Genomic DNA, 16,248 nt, shown 5'->3' with positions numbered 1-16,248 from the left:
CTATTTTTTGTCAACTGCCATGCCGCCTGGGCCATGTACCCAAAGCAGCAAGAAGCCACCGGCCAGACCCAAGTTTTTCATAAACATGATCATTTGTGTTTGATCAGCAAAATTGGTGTGGGCCAATACGGCGCTGGCAATGCTAAACACAGCAAATGCCAAGGCCACGTTCCGTGTCTGATAACCTGCCACGATCGCGATCCCGCCAACCAGCTCAAACAAGCCAACAAGATAAACAGAGACACCCGGAAGTGGGATGCCAAGAGCGCCAAAATAACCCGCCGTGGCTTCGGCACCAGTAAGTTTGCCGATACCGGCCATTATAAACAATATTGCCAAGAATATGCGCGCAATAAGCGGCGCAACCTTTTGTAGTCCATCCATCTATCTGTTCCCCATTGTTCGATAGAACGAAGCGGACACTGCACCAAATGCCCCAGTGTTTAAATATCGTGAATAATAACAGCATGTTTACCAATTCAACACCAATCAGATATCGACATGGATTTTGCGCGAAATCTCCGCCATTGACGGATCGCAATGCTGGGGCTAGCTTCCCACCATCCTGCCTCTTTTAAAAAGCTATACGACATTGGAACTTGATCTTTTTGCTTTGCTATTTCTAGCCGGTGCTGGTTTTCTAGCTGCGTTTTTGGACGCGATTGCTGGAGGCGGCGGCTTAATCAGTCTGCCAGCCCTTCTGTCTGTTGGGGTGCCGCCACTTTCGGCGCTTGCCACCAATAAATTGCAGTCGGTAGTCGGAACAACGGTTGCGGCAATTACCTATTGGCGGCGCGGTTTTATTCAACTCAAAACGCTGATAATGCCGGTTATACTGACGTTTTTGGGGTCAATGATCGGGGCGGCAACCGCCAAATCGATGGACACCGATATTCTGACGCTGTTGGTCCCCGTTTTGCTCATTTTTGTTTCGCTATACTTCATGTTTTCGCCCAAAATGACAGATGAGGCCAGAACGGAGCGACTGGCGTTTGCTATTTTCGCCCCGATCATGGGCTTTGCAATTGGCTTTTATGACGGCGTGTTCGGGCCGGGCACTGGCTCATTCTTCATTGCTGGTTTTGTTACACTATTTGGTCTTGGGTTGACCCGAGCGGTGGGCAATACCAAGGTTCTCAATGCCGTTTCCAATTTCGCTGCCCTGATGTTTTTCATTCTGGGTGGGGATGTTGTTTGGCTTGCCGGTGGTGCCATGATCGTTGGGCAAATCGCTGGTGGATACTTGGGCGCACGCACGGGGATGAAGTTTGGTGCAAGTTTAATCAAGCCGCTCATTGTTGTGATTTCCATGACCATGGCCATACGCCTGCTTTGGCCGATTATTTTTGGTGCCTAGACAAGTTTTTATTAGCAACGCGCGCATGGTTAATGCTGTCTTAAACATGTTCTTAAATACTCGCCCGTGAATAGTATTTGCTGATTCTGGTTTGAAACAATCAGCAATCGCCGTCGGGAGTAGGGCATGAACAACGAACAGGATCAAAAGTCCGTCAACGAACGCCGTGATATTATGGAATTGGACGACGCCAGTTGCGCGCGTATAAGGTCCGTCAAATCTTCTGTTATGTCGCATATGCCCGATGCGCTTGATCGGTTTTACGAGAAACTGAGCGGAATTGATCACCTCAATAAGATGTTTAGTTCCGACGCTAGTCGCAACAACGCTAAGGCAAAACAACTCGCCCATTGGGAGCGGATTGCTGATGGTGACATCGGTCAGGACTTTCTGCGCGCGAGCCGCCGAGTTGGCGACGTACATGCAAAAATTGGCCTTGAACCTAAACATTATATTTCAGGATATGCACTATTGGTGGAAACGCTGATTGAAGGCGTGATCACAGATCAGTTGGCCGCTGCTGGAGGCAAAAAAAGCTTGTTTGGCCGTGGCGGCTCCAATGTGGACGCCAAGGAATTAGGCAAAACTGTTTCAGCCCTTATGAAGGCCCTTTTGATGGACGTGGAGTTTTCCATCAGCTCATACATTCATCAACGCCGCCTTGAAACTGAAAATGTAAACGCAGAAATTCAACGGGTGGTGAAAGCTGCTCAAGAAGGCGATTTCACTCAGCGTGCACAAGCTGACGTGGAGAACGAATATCTGGCCTCCCTTGTGGACAGCACCAACAACCTCATGCACTCGGTTGATGATGGTCTTTCCCGCGCGGACGAGGTTTTGAGCGCGCTGGCGGAAGCTGACCTGACTAAACGTATGGATGGCAACTTCAAAGGCTCATTCGGTCAACTCCAGTCAAACATCAATACGGTTGCCGATCAATTGTCAAAACTGATCTCGCAAATTCAAGAAACCTCGGGTTCACTAAAAACGGCCACCAGCGAGATCTTGTCTGGGGCCAACGATTTGAGCGAGCGCAGCACGCGACAAGCCTCGGCAATTGGTGAAACTTCTGCGACCATCAAGAACCTTTCTGAAACGGTGGGTGAAAACACCAAAGAAGCCAACAAAGCCATGCAACACGCTGACGATGTGCGCCAAACAGCGGAACAGGGCGGCGAGGTGATGACCAACGCCAGCTCCGCCATGGAGCGCATTACGTCTTCGTCTGAAAAAATCTCCAACATTATCGGCATGATCGATTCTATCGCGTTCCAAACCAACTTGCTGGCGCTTAACGCCTCGGTGGAAGCGGCACGGGCCGGTGAAGCGGGCAAAGGCTTTGCGGTTGTGGCGGTTGAAGTGCGCCGCCTCGCGCAGTCCGCTGCCCAAGCCTCTTCAGAGGTGAAAGCGCTGATCGAACAGTCTGCAACTGAGGTGGGTGAGGGCACCCGCCTTGTGAGCGAAGCCACCGAAAAGCTGCAAAAAATGGTTGAAGCAGCCCGCAAAAACAACGAGTTAATGGCCTCCATCGCCAAAAACTCGAGCGCGCAAACCAACGCCATTGACGAGATCAAAGCCGCCGTTGCGCAAATCGATGAGATGACTCAGCACAATGTGGCGCTGGTGGAAGAAACCAACGCCGCAATTGAACAAACCGAACAGCGCTCGACCGAATTGGACGAGATTGTTGAAGTGTTCAAAATTGATGGCAACCGCGTTAGCTACGCCGCGCCTGCAAAGGTGAAGGCCCAACCAAGAGCAACCGCCCCGCAAAATCTAAAAGCCGCCTATGGCGTTAGCGGTAGTGCAGCGATAAAGGAAGAATGGTCTGAGTTTTAAACGGGCCATACTCTTAAATCTTTCAAAGGCGGTCTTTTGGCCGCCTTTTCTTTTGGTGTTGAAAATCTGAGTGCGGCCCCCATATCCCAAAAACATATTTTCGTGCATTTTGCCCTATCTGTTCATCACGATCTGTAGGGCGAACCAACAGGAGCCGCCAATATGAAAGGCAGATTTATGATGGTCAGGCGGGCTCTGATCACCGCCATTGCAGGCTTTTTGATCTTGCTGCATGTGGTCGGGCTTTACGACACACATATACGCGGCGCGCTTTTTGACCATCCCGCCTTGACCAATGTCCAGTCGTTGCTATCTCTTCTCATCATCATCAGCCTAACCCTTGTGATAATGGCCAAACGCATGGGCCTTGTTGCCATGTGGATCAGCATCACGGCGCTTATTCTCACCCAATATTGGGCGCATTTTGGTTTTGTTGACGCGGACTTCACCGCGGGCCGTTCCCTCTTGTCCTATCTGCGCGGCTTCATAATCCCCACGCTCATTACGGTTTTATTTTTGTTCCCGTTCAAGGTGAAACGATAAAGGCTCGCTCTGCCTCACGGTGCGCAACACAGTTTTCATGACGGCCTGAAACCGGCCTATGAAAACTGTTGGACCTCCGGCGGGGCGGCCAAAAAGTTGGCCGGGGTCCTCAACAACGAGTTGTTTCGTCCGTCTTTTCCCACACTTGCTCAGCATCGGTGTTGGGCACCAATCGGCGGGGGTGCCGGGGTCGGGAGCGGAGCGACCAACGGCGGCGCGAAAAAAGAGCCGGGGGTGCCGGGGTAGGCCCGACGGCGCGAAGGAATGGCTAAGGCACCTAACCATTTCTGGGGCGGCTCAGCCCGAAACCTTTAGGTTTCGCGCCCGAGCAGGTGCAGCCAATCGCATAGCGCGGTTTTAGCGCGTCATGCGGTTTGCGGTACGCACCGCGAGCGAAAACTATTGCAGCATGCGAGGTCTTTATGGGCTCGGTTATGCGCTAGAAATTGTTCAAATGAGACCATAACGACCTCGCATGAAATGATGTGAACCTTTAACCCAATTGCCCCCGGGTGCTAAACCCTTTTATCCCTTTACCTGCATCGCGATCTGCTGTTGCGAGCGCATAAACTAAACGCTCCAAATCACACCCGTTTTAGGGCAAATGGGAACAGACCCATTGATGGCTTATGGCTGCCTTCGGTGTCTGGCAGGACAATCGATGTTAAAGGCTCCAAGCCACAAACGTCTTGCGACCCATCACCATCTTCCAACAGGTTGGTCTGACTAAGCCAGAATGCCAACCCGACCACATCCCACCCGTCGGCAAGCTGCGTGGTTAAATGAAAGACACGGGGATGATGGCATGGGTTTGTGGGGGCGGGGATAATATTTTTTGGGGGGCTGCGTTAGCAAGTGCTTGCGGTTTGCGTTACGTTGAATGATGATGGACTATACTTTTCATCAGCGACATACTGCCCGACATAATAACCAGGAAGTGAGATTAGATCGTGGATGTATCAGCAGTAATAAGCGGAATCTCGACATCTCTAACCATAGTTAAAACCATTAAAGATATCGACAAGAATTTTGATGCAGCGCAGTACAAGCTGCAAATTGCTGAGTTGATTGGCAATCTGGCCGAAACGAAGATTGCAATGGTTGAATTGGCTGACACTCTTGCAGCTCAAGAGGTTGAAATAGATAGATTGAAACAATTCGCCGTGGACATCGACAAACTGCGAAAATATGGCGACAATTTTTATCCAAACCCAAATGAACAGGGTCTGCGTCAGTTTCCATATTGTCCACATTGCATTGATAAAAAGAGCGGGTTCTTTCAACTTCATCGTGATGATGGCCCAAGGGGGAACTGCAGCTGCCGCAATTGCAAAAGTAAATTTATAGCGATGAACATGATCTGATCTGGGATTAGCGATTAATCTTACAAGCGCGTATGCGAACTTATAAAATCGAGAAGAAAATTGGCAAAACAAACTGATAAATCTGACAGCATAGACGTCAAGGATACACCAGAGTGCTTTGTAATGATGCCAATTAGCGACTGCGATGGGTATGATCAGGGCCATTTTAATCACGTTTACAAGGATCTGATTGAACCTTCTTGCAAGGACGCTGGCTTTCGGCCAACCCTAGCGAGTGAGGTTAACAAATCAAACCTCATTCAACTAGATATCATTCAACGGATTGTTGAAGCTCCCATGGCCGTTTGTGACCTTACGACCAAGAACCCCAACGTTATGTTTGAGCTCGGCATACGGCAAGCCTTTGACAAACCGGTAACGCTGATAAAAGAACGAGGCCAGTCAACAATTTTCGATATAGCACCTCTGCGGTATGTCGAGTATTCTCGCAACCTGAAATACCATGAGGTGTTGAACGAACAAGGGAAACTGGTAAAAAGCCTGAGAGAAACCTTCGATGCGGTTGGTGACAATCGTAATGTAAACTCAATTGTTAAGCTACTTGCAATCAACGGCGGAGCTGCAACTGTGCCAAATATCGAAGGCGGAGCAAAGGAAGACGCTCAGCTGCGCTTTATTATGGATGAGTTGCGGCAGATTCGAAGGCTCTTCAACCGAAATTCACCAGACAAAGTACAACAGAAATTCTCGGTTGAGCCATATCTAGATATGCAACGTCTCAGCAAGCTCATGGATCAACTAGTTGGTACAAAATTGAGAGTGCTAAAAAAGGGAGACGTATTCGCAGCGCAAAACCTCATAAAAGCTGTGCTTAAAAATGATACTTTGTCATCTGAAGATGAGTTTCGTTTGTTAGGTCATTTAGAGACCACGGACGACTTGTTGCGAGTTTTAGCCGAACAAGATTTTGATGAGTAAATCACATTTCGTCGCCTCATCATGGACCCTCGTGTCGAGCACGAGGGTGACGCAAGGGGCGATTTCCGGAGCTCGGCAAACATCTGCAATGGCAGTAGTTGGCGGGGATAAGGAATGCAGCGTCTGTGGGCAACGGGACTCACTATTCTACACCCGAAATATTCGAGCTTGACCCGAGCATCCATTATGCATTTCCGATTTGTTTGAGCGGTTCGGTTTTGTCGTTTCGCCTCCTCATCATGGACCCTCGTGTCGAGCACGAGGGTGACGAAGAGAAGGTGCGACAGTGACAAGGTGGGGGCATAGGAGGCCACTCGAGATAAGTTGGCGTTGGGCGCAAGTCGGCTTGGTCACGAAAACCTTAGCCTACGGTTCGCTGCGTGTCATTTCCCCACCCGTCATGCTCGGGCTTGACCCGAGTATCCATGATGCATTTCGCCTATAGTAAGCAGTTCGGCTTTGCCGTTCCGCTGCCTCACGATGGACACTCGTGTCGAGCACGAGTGTGACGAATGAGAGTACGTGGGTGACGAAAAGGGGCGTGAGTGCGGCTGTGGAGTTGGCGCTACAGTGACGAAGGGGGTGGGTGATCACGCGAGTTGGTCAAATAAATCATCCCACTTGGGATTACGTCCCTCAATCAGATCGATTTTCCACTTGCGGAGCCAGTGCTTGATGTTTTTCTCGCGCTGGATGGCGAGGGGCATTGTGGCGTGTTCTTCCATATAAACGAGCATTTTTAGACTGTGGCTTTTGGTGAAGCCATCGACCACGCCTTCGCGATGTTCCCAAACGCGACGCGGCAAGTTGTTTGTCACGCCGACATACAGCGTGCCGCGAGGTTTGTTTGTCATGATGTAAACCCAACCACTCATGTGCAAATTGTGATGCCACATGGACCCTCGGGTCAAGCCCGAGGGTGACGAGGAAGAGAGCGTGATGAAGAGGGATAGGGGGACGAAGTGGGTGAGGAAGGGGGGGATGTCAATGAGCCGAGAGTATTGTGAAAAGTTGTGGGCATGGATGATTACTCGGACAGCACTTGTTTTAGGCACTAGTCGGCGGGAGCCACGAACACTAGGACCTCGGATTGCGGCGCTTTATACCCCCCCGTCATGCTCGGGCTTGACCCGAGTATCCATGATGCATTTCTCTTAATTTAATCAGTTCAGCTTAGCCACTGTGTCGCCTCACCATGGCCCCTCGTGTCTAGCACGAGGGTGACGAAGGGGAGTGGGAGAGGATTTGCACCCAAATATGGCTTGGGCGGCGCAGCCCGAAACCTCCAGGTTTCGCGCCCGTGATGCTGTCCCTCACTTGCTCAGAATTGGTGACACGCACCAATTGGCGGGGGTGCCGGGGTCGGGAGCGTAGCGACCAACGGCGGCGCGTAAAATACTCGGGATGTAGAAACAACCAACGAAATATATGTTCTTCAACCACAAAAAAAAGGGCGGTCTTGCGACCGCCCTAATCTCACAAAACGTTTGAGTGCAGAGCTTAGAAGCCCATGCCACCCATGCCGCCCATGCCACCCATATCAGGTGCGCCGCCACCGGCTGCTTTTTCTTGTGGAATTTCAGCAACCATAGCTTCGGTTGTGATCAACAAAGAAGAAACAGACGCAGCGTCTTGAAGTGCTGTGCGCACAACTTTAACAGGATCGATGATGCCCATTTGGATCATGTCGCCATATTCAGATGTTTGTGCGTTGTAGCCGTAAGTTTCTGAAGCGTTTTCAAGAACTTTGCCAACAACAACAGAAGCTTCGTCACCAGAGTTTGTAGCGATCTGACGGATCGGAGCTTGAAGCGCGCGCTGAACGATCTTGATGCCAGCATCTTGATCAGCATTTGCGCCTTTAACAGTTAGAGCAGATGAAGCGCGAAGTAGAGCAACGCCGCCACCAGCAACAATGCCTTCTTCAACCGCAGCGCGTGTTGCGTTCAATGCATCGTCAACGCGGTCTTTGCGTTCTTTAACTTCAACTTCAGTTGCACCACCAACTTTGATAACAGCAACGCCGCCAGCAAGTTTAGCCAAACGCTCTTGAAGTTTCTCGCGGTCATAGTCAGAAGAAGTGTCTTCGATCTGAGCTTTGATTTGACCAACGCGACCTTCGATGTCGTCTTTAGTGCCCGCACCATCAATGATGGTTGTTGTTTCTTTAGTGATGTCAACGCGCTTTGCAGTGCCCAACATGTCCAAAGTAACTGTTTCAAGCTTGATGCCAAGATCTTCTGAGATCACTTGACCACCAGTAAGGATCGCGATGTCTTCAAGCATTGCTTTACGACGATCACCAAAACCTGGAGCTTTAACAGCTGCAACTTTGAGGCCGCCACGCAAACGGTTCACAACCAAAGTTGCAAGCGCTTCGCCTTCAACATCTTCAGCAATGATAAGAAGTGGACGTGAAGACTGAACAACAGCTTCAAGGATCGGCAACATAGCTTGTAGGTTTGAGAGTTTTTTCTCGAACAACAAGATGTATGGATCTTCAAGTTCTGCAGTCATTTTTTCTGTATTTGTAGCAAAATACGGAGAAAGGTAACCGCGGTCGAACTGCATGCCTTCAACAACATCAACAGTTGTTTCAGAAGTTTTAGCTTCTTCAACAGTGATAACGCCTTCGTTGCCGACTTTTTCCATTGCGCGTGCAATTTCTTCGCCGATAAACGCTTCGCCGTTAGCAGAGATTGTGCCCACTTGAGCAACTTCTTCGCTTGTTGAAATGTTTTTCTTTGCTTTTGCAAGATTGGCAATAACTTCAGTTACAGCCAAATCGATGCCGCGCTTAAGGTCCATTGGGTTCATGCCAGCGGCAACCAATTTCACGCCTTCAACAACAATTGATTGCGCCAAAACTGTCGCAGTTGTTGTGCCGTCACCAGCAACATCGTTGGTTTTTGAAGCCACAGAACGCACCATTTGCGCGCCCATGTTTTCAAACTTGTCTTCAAGATCGATTTCTTTAGCAACAGAAACACCATCTTTGGTGATGCGTGGTGCGCCAAAAGACTTGTCGATAACAACATTACGGCCTTTAGGACCCAATGTAACTTTTACAGCGTTTGCAAGGATGTTGACGCCTTTAAGCATCTTATCGCGGGCATCGGTGCCGAATTTTACTTCTTTAGCAGACATTCAGTTTGCTCCTTAGAGATGTAGAAAAATGGGGGATTAGAAAAGGCTCGGATTAGCCTTCAATCACGCCCATGATGTCGCTTTCTTTCATGATCAACAGGTCTTCACCGTCGATCTTAACTTCTGTGCCAGACCATTTGCCGAAAAGCACACGGTCGTTGGCTTTAACGTCTGGCGTGATGTGCTTGCCATCTTCGTCGCGGGCGCCTGGGCCAACAGAAACGATAACGCCTTCAGAAGGTTTTTCTTTAGCTGTGTCTGGAATAATGATGCCGCCTGAAGTTTTTTCTTCAGAATCGACACGACGTACGACTACTCGGTCGTGAAGTGGACGGAAGCTCATGCTCGTTCCTTCAAATTGTTATCTGTTAAGTCAAAATCAAAGGTCGTTAGCACTCTTGGTTGGTGAGTGCTAACAACCAGCGTCACACAAATAGTAAGCCCCCCGCACAGAGTCAAGGATAAGCAAACAAACTTTTTAGTCGGATTTTTAAAGAACCCTTGCAAAACCCGCGCTCAGCAGTGCCAAGAAAGCACTTTGCCCGAGGATATCTTTCGTGCAAGCGTGGTTTAGTTTGCTCAGCAATTGCCTTTTTGAGCGCACCCGGTTAAGCCTTTGCGCGATAAATGGGGACTGTTTCCCCAAAACCGCCGTATATTGACCAAGAGTGACCTGATGGATCGCACCAGCGAAACGCAAAGCCAATCCGCAAACACAAAAATTGAGCCACAGCTTTCGCTTGTGGTCCCAACCTTTAATGAAGCGGGAAATGTCGCTTTGTTGGTGGAAAAGCTCGAGGGTGTTTTGGCCGATATCCAATGGGAGATCACCTTTGTTGATGACAATAGCCCAGACGGCACCGCGGATGTCGTAAAAGAATTGGGTAAGTCCAAATCCTATGTGCATTGCATCAAGCGGATCGGGCGGCGCGGCCTATCTTCAGCCTGCGTTGAAGGCATGGCTTCAAGCAATGCGCCTATAGTTGCGGTGATGGACGCAGATTTGCAGCACGACGAAACGGTGCTGCCTCAAATGTTTGAAATGGTTACTGGCGGCAAAGACCTGGTGTTGGCCTCTCGCTTCTATGGTGGGCAAACCGCTGAAGAGGGTTTGACCAAATTCCGCGAAGTGGGATCAAACGTGGCCAATTGGATCGCCAATTTGGTAACGGGCACAAAAATCACCGACCCAATGACCGGGTTTTTCATGCTGAAGCGTGAACGGTTCGAGCATGTGGCACCAAAACTCTCGAGCGAAGGCTTTAAGATCCTCCTCGATATTATCGCCACCGCCCGCAATATGGGATCGCCATTAGATATTGGTGAAGTCGGCTTTAAGTTCCGCGCGCGACATGACGGTGAAAGCAAAATGAGCCCGCTTGTTGCGGTCCAGTTTTTTGGTCTTGCCTTATCAAAAATGACCGGCGGGCTATTGCCGGTGAGCTTTTTGCTCTTCGCGCTAGTTGGTGCATTTGGCGTGGTGGTACATTTGGTGGCACTAACGCTCGCCAGCAGCCTGTTTGGGTTCAACTTTACCAACGCTCAATTGTTTGCCACCTTGGTGGCGATGACATCCAATTTCCACCTCAACAATATACTCACCTACGCAAATCAGCAGCTACGCGGCCCAAAATATTGGCGCGGGCTTTTAAGCTTTTATGCCGTGTGCGCAATCCCCGCGATTGCCAACGTATCGGTTGCCGCTTTTATCTTTGAAAAGAACTCGCTCTTTTACGTGGCCGCAATTGCCGGCATCTTGATCAGCATGGTGTTCAATTACGCCATGACCCGCATATTCACGTGGCGCATCAAGTAATATGCAAACGGGCGCACAAGAATTACGGCACCGCATAAGAGCCCCCCAAGGGCAAATTAGAAATGCTGTCATTTGGTTGATTGTCGCCACCACGATTTACCGGCTGTGGGGGGCATGGGCCATCGATCTGGTGATCGGCGAAGCTTATTATCTCAGCTCCGCCCGGCAACTGCACCTGAGCTACTTTGATCAACCCCCGGTCTTTTTGTGGGTGATTTGGCTCACCAAAACACTGACCGGTTCCGAAGCGCCAATAATTTTGCGTCTGCCCTTTGTTTTGATGTTCTCAGGCGCCACCTGGATGTTCTATCGCATCGGGGCGCGCTTTCATTCCGAACGCGCAGGCCTATTCACCGCAATCATTGCCAACATCCCCATATTGTTCACGCTCTCCATCGGATCTTGGATGCAGCCCGAAGCGCCGTTGACCCTCCTATGGTTGGTCGCTGTGTGGTTGCTCATGGACATCTTCTTTGGCCCTTATAAGCGCAGTCCCATCAAAAGCTGGTTGCTTGTTGGCCTTGTGCTTGGTTTGACCTTTATGACCAAATATCACGCGGTTTTTTTGGTCTATGGGGCAGGGCTGTTTGCGCTGTTCAACAAAGATGCGCGAAAGTGGATCTTGCATCCTGGACCATATTTGGCTTTTGTAGTTGCAGCCATCATTTCGCTCCCGGTTTTGATCTGGAACCTGCAAAACGATATGGCCTCATTCGCCTTTCAAGGTGGTCGTGCGCTCGGTGACCAGTTCCGCCCAGAATGGTTGTTGCGCATGATCGGCGGGCAATTGATTTATATGACGCCCTGGATTGCGCTGCCGGCGCTTTGGGTTGGGGCCAAATCCCTATTCAAGGGACCCACGGCCGTTTATCCTTTAGAGACCCAAAGCGGCATGAGCTTTTTCTTTGTGATGTTGGCGCATGGGCCAATTTTGTTTTTTACCGCAGTTGCGGCGTGGTCTGACACCCAGTTTCATTTTCACTGGCAAGCGCCGGGCTACATGATGTTGTTCCCGATCTTGGGTGCTAGTTCAGCAATCTTGTGGGACAAACATCGCAAGCTGGTTCTGGGTTGGTTGGTCGTTGGGGCGGTGCTAAGCTTTGTTGTGATGACAGCGCTCATTTCGCACACTGTCACCGGATGGGCGCGGGATTATTTCCCCCCGGGCGAAGACCCCACCAACGGCGCGTTGCGCTGGCAGGAGCTTGAGGACTTCTTTGATGCCGAGGGTGTTTTTGAAAAAGAGAACACGTTCACTGCCGGGTATTTTTGGACCGAATGTGGCATGATCGACAATGTGGTGCGTGGCAAACTGCCTCTTGCCTGTTTAAGCGATGATCCGCGAAATATTGCATTCAACATATATTTGACAGAACATCAAGGCGATGACGCTTATGTGGCGGCAGTATTGCACGATGATGCAACTGTTATGGATGACCTGTCAAAAGTCTTTGAATCGGTGGAGCGGGTTGGCGAGGTTGTGCTGATGCGCAATGGCGCGCCAGCCATGAACCCGATCCGCATATATAAAGGACGCAGCCTACGCGTTGATCGGGAATTCAAAAAGCTAGAAGCTGACAATGTTGAATTTGCAATGCTGCCCCGTACTCAGATTGTGGAGTTGAAAGGCAACTTGTCGCGCACGGCAAACGATGGCTCCGAAACGGTTAACCTGCTGCTCGATGGCAAGAATATTGGCCAGGTTGAAATGAACGGGCCGGAGGCAGAATTTGTGATCTACCCGCCACACAATTGGCAGATTGGAATGCGTGATGTCTTGTTAGAGTTCAAGGCCGAAAGTGGCGCGCCGATTAAGATTGATTATCTGACTGTGGACGTGGCAAACCTGCATTTGTAGGGCGCATCATTATAGTTTCAACTTCGTCGCTGTTGGCAACCGTAAAGCCAAATTTGGCATAAAATGCTTGTGCCGGGCTTTGGTTTAGAACAATCAGAACAATGTCCTTTTGCGCTTTGTCAGCAACATCTATTGCGCGTTCAAGCAAAAGCTTGCCAATGCCTTGACCTTGATAATCAGGCAGCAAATAGAAATGACCCAAATATAGTTGATCTTGTTTTGGGATAATGGCGTAACAGCCGATCAGCTTGTCTTCATCAAACACAAGCGTTGTGCACTCAGGCTGAAATTCCCCTGCGAACCGTTTGCGAGCCCGAACGGGGTCAAACCGCCCAAGCGCCTCTAGGCTCGGGCGCATTGTGATCAAACGAATGTCAACAAGCCGCTCATAATCATCGCCGGTGGCTGGGGCAAATCTTAGATTAGGTGGGATTGGCATAAGCCCCTACGCGGCGCTACGTTCCTGTGCTTCCAACTTTTCCCAAGATAGCTTTTTGCGATAAATCGTTGAAGGGCTGATCTCAAGCGCAGCAGCGGCCTGTGAAATATTGCCACCAAATGCAGCCAATGCATCTTCAATAATCTTTTGCTCTTGCTTCCATAAGGGCAGCATTTGTTCGCCAACAGATTGGGCGTGACGGTTTGGAATGTGTGTGTTTGGCACGGGCGCAACAGCCATGGCCGCATTGGCTTCTACATCGGCCAATCGCACCATGCGTGAGGTCACCAATTCCCCATCGTGCATCACAACGATACGGCGAATAAGGTTTTGAATTTGGCGCACATTGCCTGGCCATTCTCGATCCATGAACTGATCAGCGGTTTCCCGGTCAAAGCCAATGAATTGCTTGCCTTCTTCTTGCGCATATTGCGTCAAGAATTTCTCAGCGATGGGCATAATATCTGCAGGGCGCTGGCGCAATGGCGGCAAATGGATGGGTAAAACATGTAAACGATAAAACAAATCTTCGCGGAACTGCTTTTCCGCAATCATTTGCATGGGGTTGCGGTTGGTGGCGCAAATAATGCGCACATCCAGTTCACGCGGCAAAGCCTCGCCCACGCGGTTGATCGAGCGGGTTTGCAAAAAGCGTAACAGCTTGGCCTGCAGGCTCAAATCGAGTTCACCGATTTCATCAAGGAACAAAGTGCCGCCGTTGGCGATTTCTGCTGCGCCTTCGCGATCTTCCATCGCTCCAGTAAAGGCACCTTTTGCCACACCAAACAGTTCGGTTTCCATCAAGTCGCGTGGGATCGCCCCACAGTTGATGGCAATAAAGCGCCCTTCTTTGCGCGGTGAGCGCGCATGTAGAGCTTCGGCACATACTTCCTTGCCAGTTCCGCTTTCACCCGTGATGAAAACTGGAGCTGCGGAGGGAGCAATGCGGCCAATTTGCTCATAGATGACCTGCATTTCAGCAGAAGTGCCGACGAATCCTTCAAAATCCACATTTTCGCCATTTGACTTTGGCGGTGTGAATTGGCGGCGTTTGCCGTGACGTACAGATAATTCATCCAAACGCTCAAACATGGTGGCCGCCGAGACAGGTTTTGCAAAATAGTCATGGGCACCTGAACGCATGGCCGCAACGGCCATAGAAACAGAACCACCATCAGACAATGCCAAAACAAGTGCGCCCGGTGCTTGGCTGGTGATGCGCAATAGCGCAGCTTCAGCGTTTGGATCAAGGTCGCAAAGCGTGTCTAAGTCACAGATAACAACGTCAAATTCGTTGGCTTTGAGGGCGCAAAGGGCGGCCCGTCCACTGGTCACATGTGCACAAGGTACATCATCCCCCCAATCCTTGGAAAGATGTGCAAAACACTCGTTTTGGACCAAATTGTCACGATCAATGACGAGAACTTGGGTAGGACATGATAAGCCATTTGCGACAGGCATTATGGCATTACTCCCGATTCTGGGTCTTCTTTTCGCATTCTTGCTTGCCCCAATTCTTTAGGAATAGGGTAAACAAAGTGTTTGCAACTGCCGCATAATTGAAAAATAGTTTGTGAATGTGCCAAACTTAGCCCGAAATGCCCCTCTTTGAAGGTGGGCTTTGAAATGCTATGACAAGTGAATGACGGATTCTCGTTAATAAGGGAACGAATAGTCTTGCGTGCGATCGTTTTGTTTTTTTTGGCTGTGGCCTGCCTGAGCATAGGGATAACGACCTATTTTGCGCTCGGCTTTACGGTGATCGAGTCGTTCCTTGTAACCATCGTGGCGTTGCTTGCCAGCTTTGTGTTTATTGAAGCTTTGTTTCGGCGCCGTACCGAAACCTATTTGGTCAATCAAACCGAATCCATTGCCCGGCAACTTTCAAACGTTGCTAAAACCTCTGAAATGCTAAGCGATCAAGTCAGCTTCTTGTCCGGTTTGAATATGAAAGACCGAACGGATAATCTTGAAGCCGATGTATCTGTTTTGGGCACAGTGGTGCGCCAACTCGCAGAAGCGGTAGCGGAAATGGAAGAAGCCCAAGCCGCTGGCGTGACCGGGTCAAACAAAAACTCGGCTGACGACAGATACAAGGGCGACGAGGACAGCGGACGCGGCGGCGGATTTGAATTTGTTGATAATGGCCCTGTTGTGCCCATCGAAGCGGTTCAGCACGCCTTGGCAAATAATGAGATCGAGCAATTCTTGCAACCGATCGTATCGCTGCCACAGCGGCGTACGCTGGGCTATGAATTGATGCCAAAACTACGCACTGATGATGGTGTGTTGCATGAAGCAGAAGACTTTTTGCATTATGAAGACAACACCGGCACAATTGCCGAACTCGAGCAATTGTTGATCCGCCAAGCGGCCAATATTGTGCATCGTGCCAACATTACTGGCGATCCAACAAATCTATTTGTGCCTATTTCTCTTGCCCTGTTACGGGATAAAGAAAACTGTAGCACCATGGCGGGCCTATTGGCCTCAAATCGTGCTGTTTCAGCCAGTCTGATGCTGACCTTATCTGAAGCGACATTTGACTCTTTGAACGCCTCTGACAAAAAATCTTTGGCTGAGCTGGTACGAGCCGGGGCTGGGATCTGCCTGGACAATGTGCGCTCTTTGCGGCTTACGTTCCAAGCCATGTCGGAGCGGGGCGTCAAATTTGTGAAAGCTGATGCGCAAGCATTCATCAACAATCCGCTCGATTTTACCGATTTTCATCGGGCTGACCTTGCCGACTATGTGGAACGATTTGGCATTGGCCTTATCATGGACAATGTCACAAGCGAGGACCATGTCTTAGAATTACTCGACGACAAAATTCCTTATGCGCAAGGCAAACATATCGCTCAGCCTTCCCCCGTGCGGCCAGATTTAGCATCGGAAAAATCGTCAAAACGCAGCGCCACGCGCTAATTCACAAAAAGGTATTGCTCA

The 16,248-nt window shown here is 50.0% G+C and carries 15 protein-coding genes; 8 read left to right on the top strand and 7 right to left on the bottom strand.

The features are described 5' to 3' along the window. Nucleotides 1-384: a DoxX family protein gene (locus O4H47_RS03750; RefSeq protein WP_269392599.1), complete on the bottom strand. Its 384-nt coding sequence runs from the start codon at nucleotides 382-384 to the stop codon at nucleotides 1-3. A gap of 208 nt (nucleotides 385-592) precedes the next feature. Between O4H47_RS03750 and O4H47_RS03745 the strand changes: the two genes are divergently transcribed. The 3 genes from O4H47_RS03745 (at nucleotide 593) to O4H47_RS03735 (ending at nucleotide 3,739) form a co-directional block, all read left to right on the top strand. Next, on the top strand, nucleotides 593-1,357 hold the full coding sequence (locus O4H47_RS03745) for a TSUP family transporter (protein ID WP_269392598.1): 765 nt from the start codon (nucleotides 593-595) through the stop codon (nucleotides 1,355-1,357). 126 nt (nucleotides 1,358-1,483) lie between these two features. Further along, nucleotides 1,484-3,196, top strand: coding sequence for a globin-coupled sensor protein (locus O4H47_RS03740; RefSeq protein ID WP_269392597.1), 1,713 nt, complete (start codon nucleotides 1,484-1,486; stop codon nucleotides 3,194-3,196). Nucleotides 3,197-3,358: 162 nt separating this feature from the next. Then, nucleotides 3,359-3,739, top strand: a complete 381-nt coding sequence (locus O4H47_RS03735; protein ID WP_269392596.1) for a hypothetical protein — start codon at nucleotides 3,359-3,361, stop codon at nucleotides 3,737-3,739. 584 nt (nucleotides 3,740-4,323) lie between these two features. On the opposite strand, the gene O4H47_RS03730 is transcribed toward O4H47_RS03735, so the two are convergent. Beyond that, nucleotides 4,324-4,482, bottom strand: coding sequence for a hypothetical protein (locus O4H47_RS03730; protein WP_269392595.1), 159 nt, complete (start codon nucleotides 4,480-4,482; stop codon nucleotides 4,324-4,326). 207 nt (nucleotides 4,483-4,689) lie between these two features. On the opposite strand from O4H47_RS03730, the gene O4H47_RS03725 reads away from it, so the two are divergent. Then, on the top strand, nucleotides 4,690-5,103 hold the full coding sequence (locus O4H47_RS03725; RefSeq protein WP_269392594.1) for a hypothetical protein: 414 nt from the start codon (nucleotides 4,690-4,692) through the stop codon (nucleotides 5,101-5,103). Nucleotides 5,104-5,163: 60 nt separating this feature from the next. After that, a complete protein-coding gene (locus tag O4H47_RS03720; RefSeq protein WP_269392593.1) occupies nucleotides 5,164-6,042 on the top strand; it encodes a hypothetical protein in 879 nt (292 codons plus the stop codon). Nucleotides 6,043-6,632: 590 nt separating this feature from the next. Here the strand turns inward: O4H47_RS03720 and O4H47_RS03715 are convergent. From O4H47_RS03715 to O4H47_RS03705, 3 genes are all read right to left on the bottom strand, one after another. Next, nucleotides 6,633-6,917 carry a GIY-YIG nuclease family protein gene (locus tag O4H47_RS03715; RefSeq protein WP_269392823.1) on the bottom strand — a complete coding sequence of 95 codons (285 nt, stop codon included), beginning with the start codon at nucleotides 6,915-6,917 and terminating at the stop codon, nucleotides 6,633-6,635. Between the two features lie 625 nt (nucleotides 6,918-7,542). Next, on the bottom strand, nucleotides 7,543-9,189 hold the full coding sequence (groL, locus tag O4H47_RS03710; RefSeq protein ID WP_269392592.1) for a chaperonin GroEL: 1,647 nt from the start codon (nucleotides 9,187-9,189) through the stop codon (nucleotides 7,543-7,545). Nucleotides 9,190-9,241: 52 nt separating this feature from the next. Beyond that, complete coding sequence (locus tag O4H47_RS03705) at nucleotides 9,242-9,532, bottom strand: co-chaperone GroES (RefSeq protein WP_269392591.1); 291 nt, start codon at nucleotides 9,530-9,532, stop codon at nucleotides 9,242-9,244. 333 nt (nucleotides 9,533-9,865) lie between these two features. Between O4H47_RS03705 and O4H47_RS03700 the strand changes: the two genes are divergently transcribed. Both O4H47_RS03700 and O4H47_RS03695 read left to right on the top strand, forming a co-directional pair. Next, a complete protein-coding gene (locus O4H47_RS03700; protein ID WP_269392590.1) occupies nucleotides 9,866-11,005 on the top strand; it encodes a glycosyltransferase in 1,140 nt (379 codons plus the stop codon). Nucleotide 11,006: 1 nt separating this feature from the next. Next, entirely contained in the window at nucleotides 11,007-12,863 is a 1,857-nt protein-coding gene (locus O4H47_RS03695) for an ArnT family glycosyltransferase (RefSeq protein WP_269392589.1), read from the top strand. Here the strand turns inward: O4H47_RS03695 and O4H47_RS03690 are convergent. After that, nucleotides 12,817-13,302, bottom strand: coding sequence for a GNAT family N-acetyltransferase (locus tag O4H47_RS03690; protein WP_269392588.1), 486 nt, complete (start codon nucleotides 13,300-13,302; stop codon nucleotides 12,817-12,819). The genes O4H47_RS03695 and O4H47_RS03690 overlap by 47 nt on opposite strands. A gap of 6 nt (nucleotides 13,303-13,308) precedes the next feature. Beyond that, nucleotides 13,309-14,763 (bottom strand): sigma-54-dependent transcriptional regulator, encoded by a 1,455-nt coding sequence (locus O4H47_RS03685; RefSeq protein ID WP_269392587.1) that lies wholly within the window; start codon nucleotides 14,761-14,763, stop codon nucleotides 13,309-13,311. A 216-nt stretch (nucleotides 14,764-14,979) separates the two neighbouring features. On the opposite strand from O4H47_RS03685, the gene O4H47_RS03680 reads away from it, so the two are divergent. After that, the gene (locus O4H47_RS03680; RefSeq protein WP_269392586.1) at nucleotides 14,980-16,227 is read left to right on the top strand and encodes an EAL domain-containing protein; all 1,248 of its coding nucleotides are present in this window, start codon (nucleotides 14,980-14,982) and stop codon (nucleotides 16,225-16,227) included. Nucleotides 16,228-16,248 lie beyond the last annotated feature (21 nt).

Origin of the sequence: Maritalea porphyrae (assembly GCF_027213965.1) — a bacterium.
Classification (GTDB): Bacteria; Pseudomonadota; Alphaproteobacteria; order Rhizobiales; family Devosiaceae; genus Maritalea; species Maritalea porphyrae_A.
Note: the sequence above shows the minus strand (reverse complement) of the source record. Positions and strands in the feature narration are given on the sequence as shown.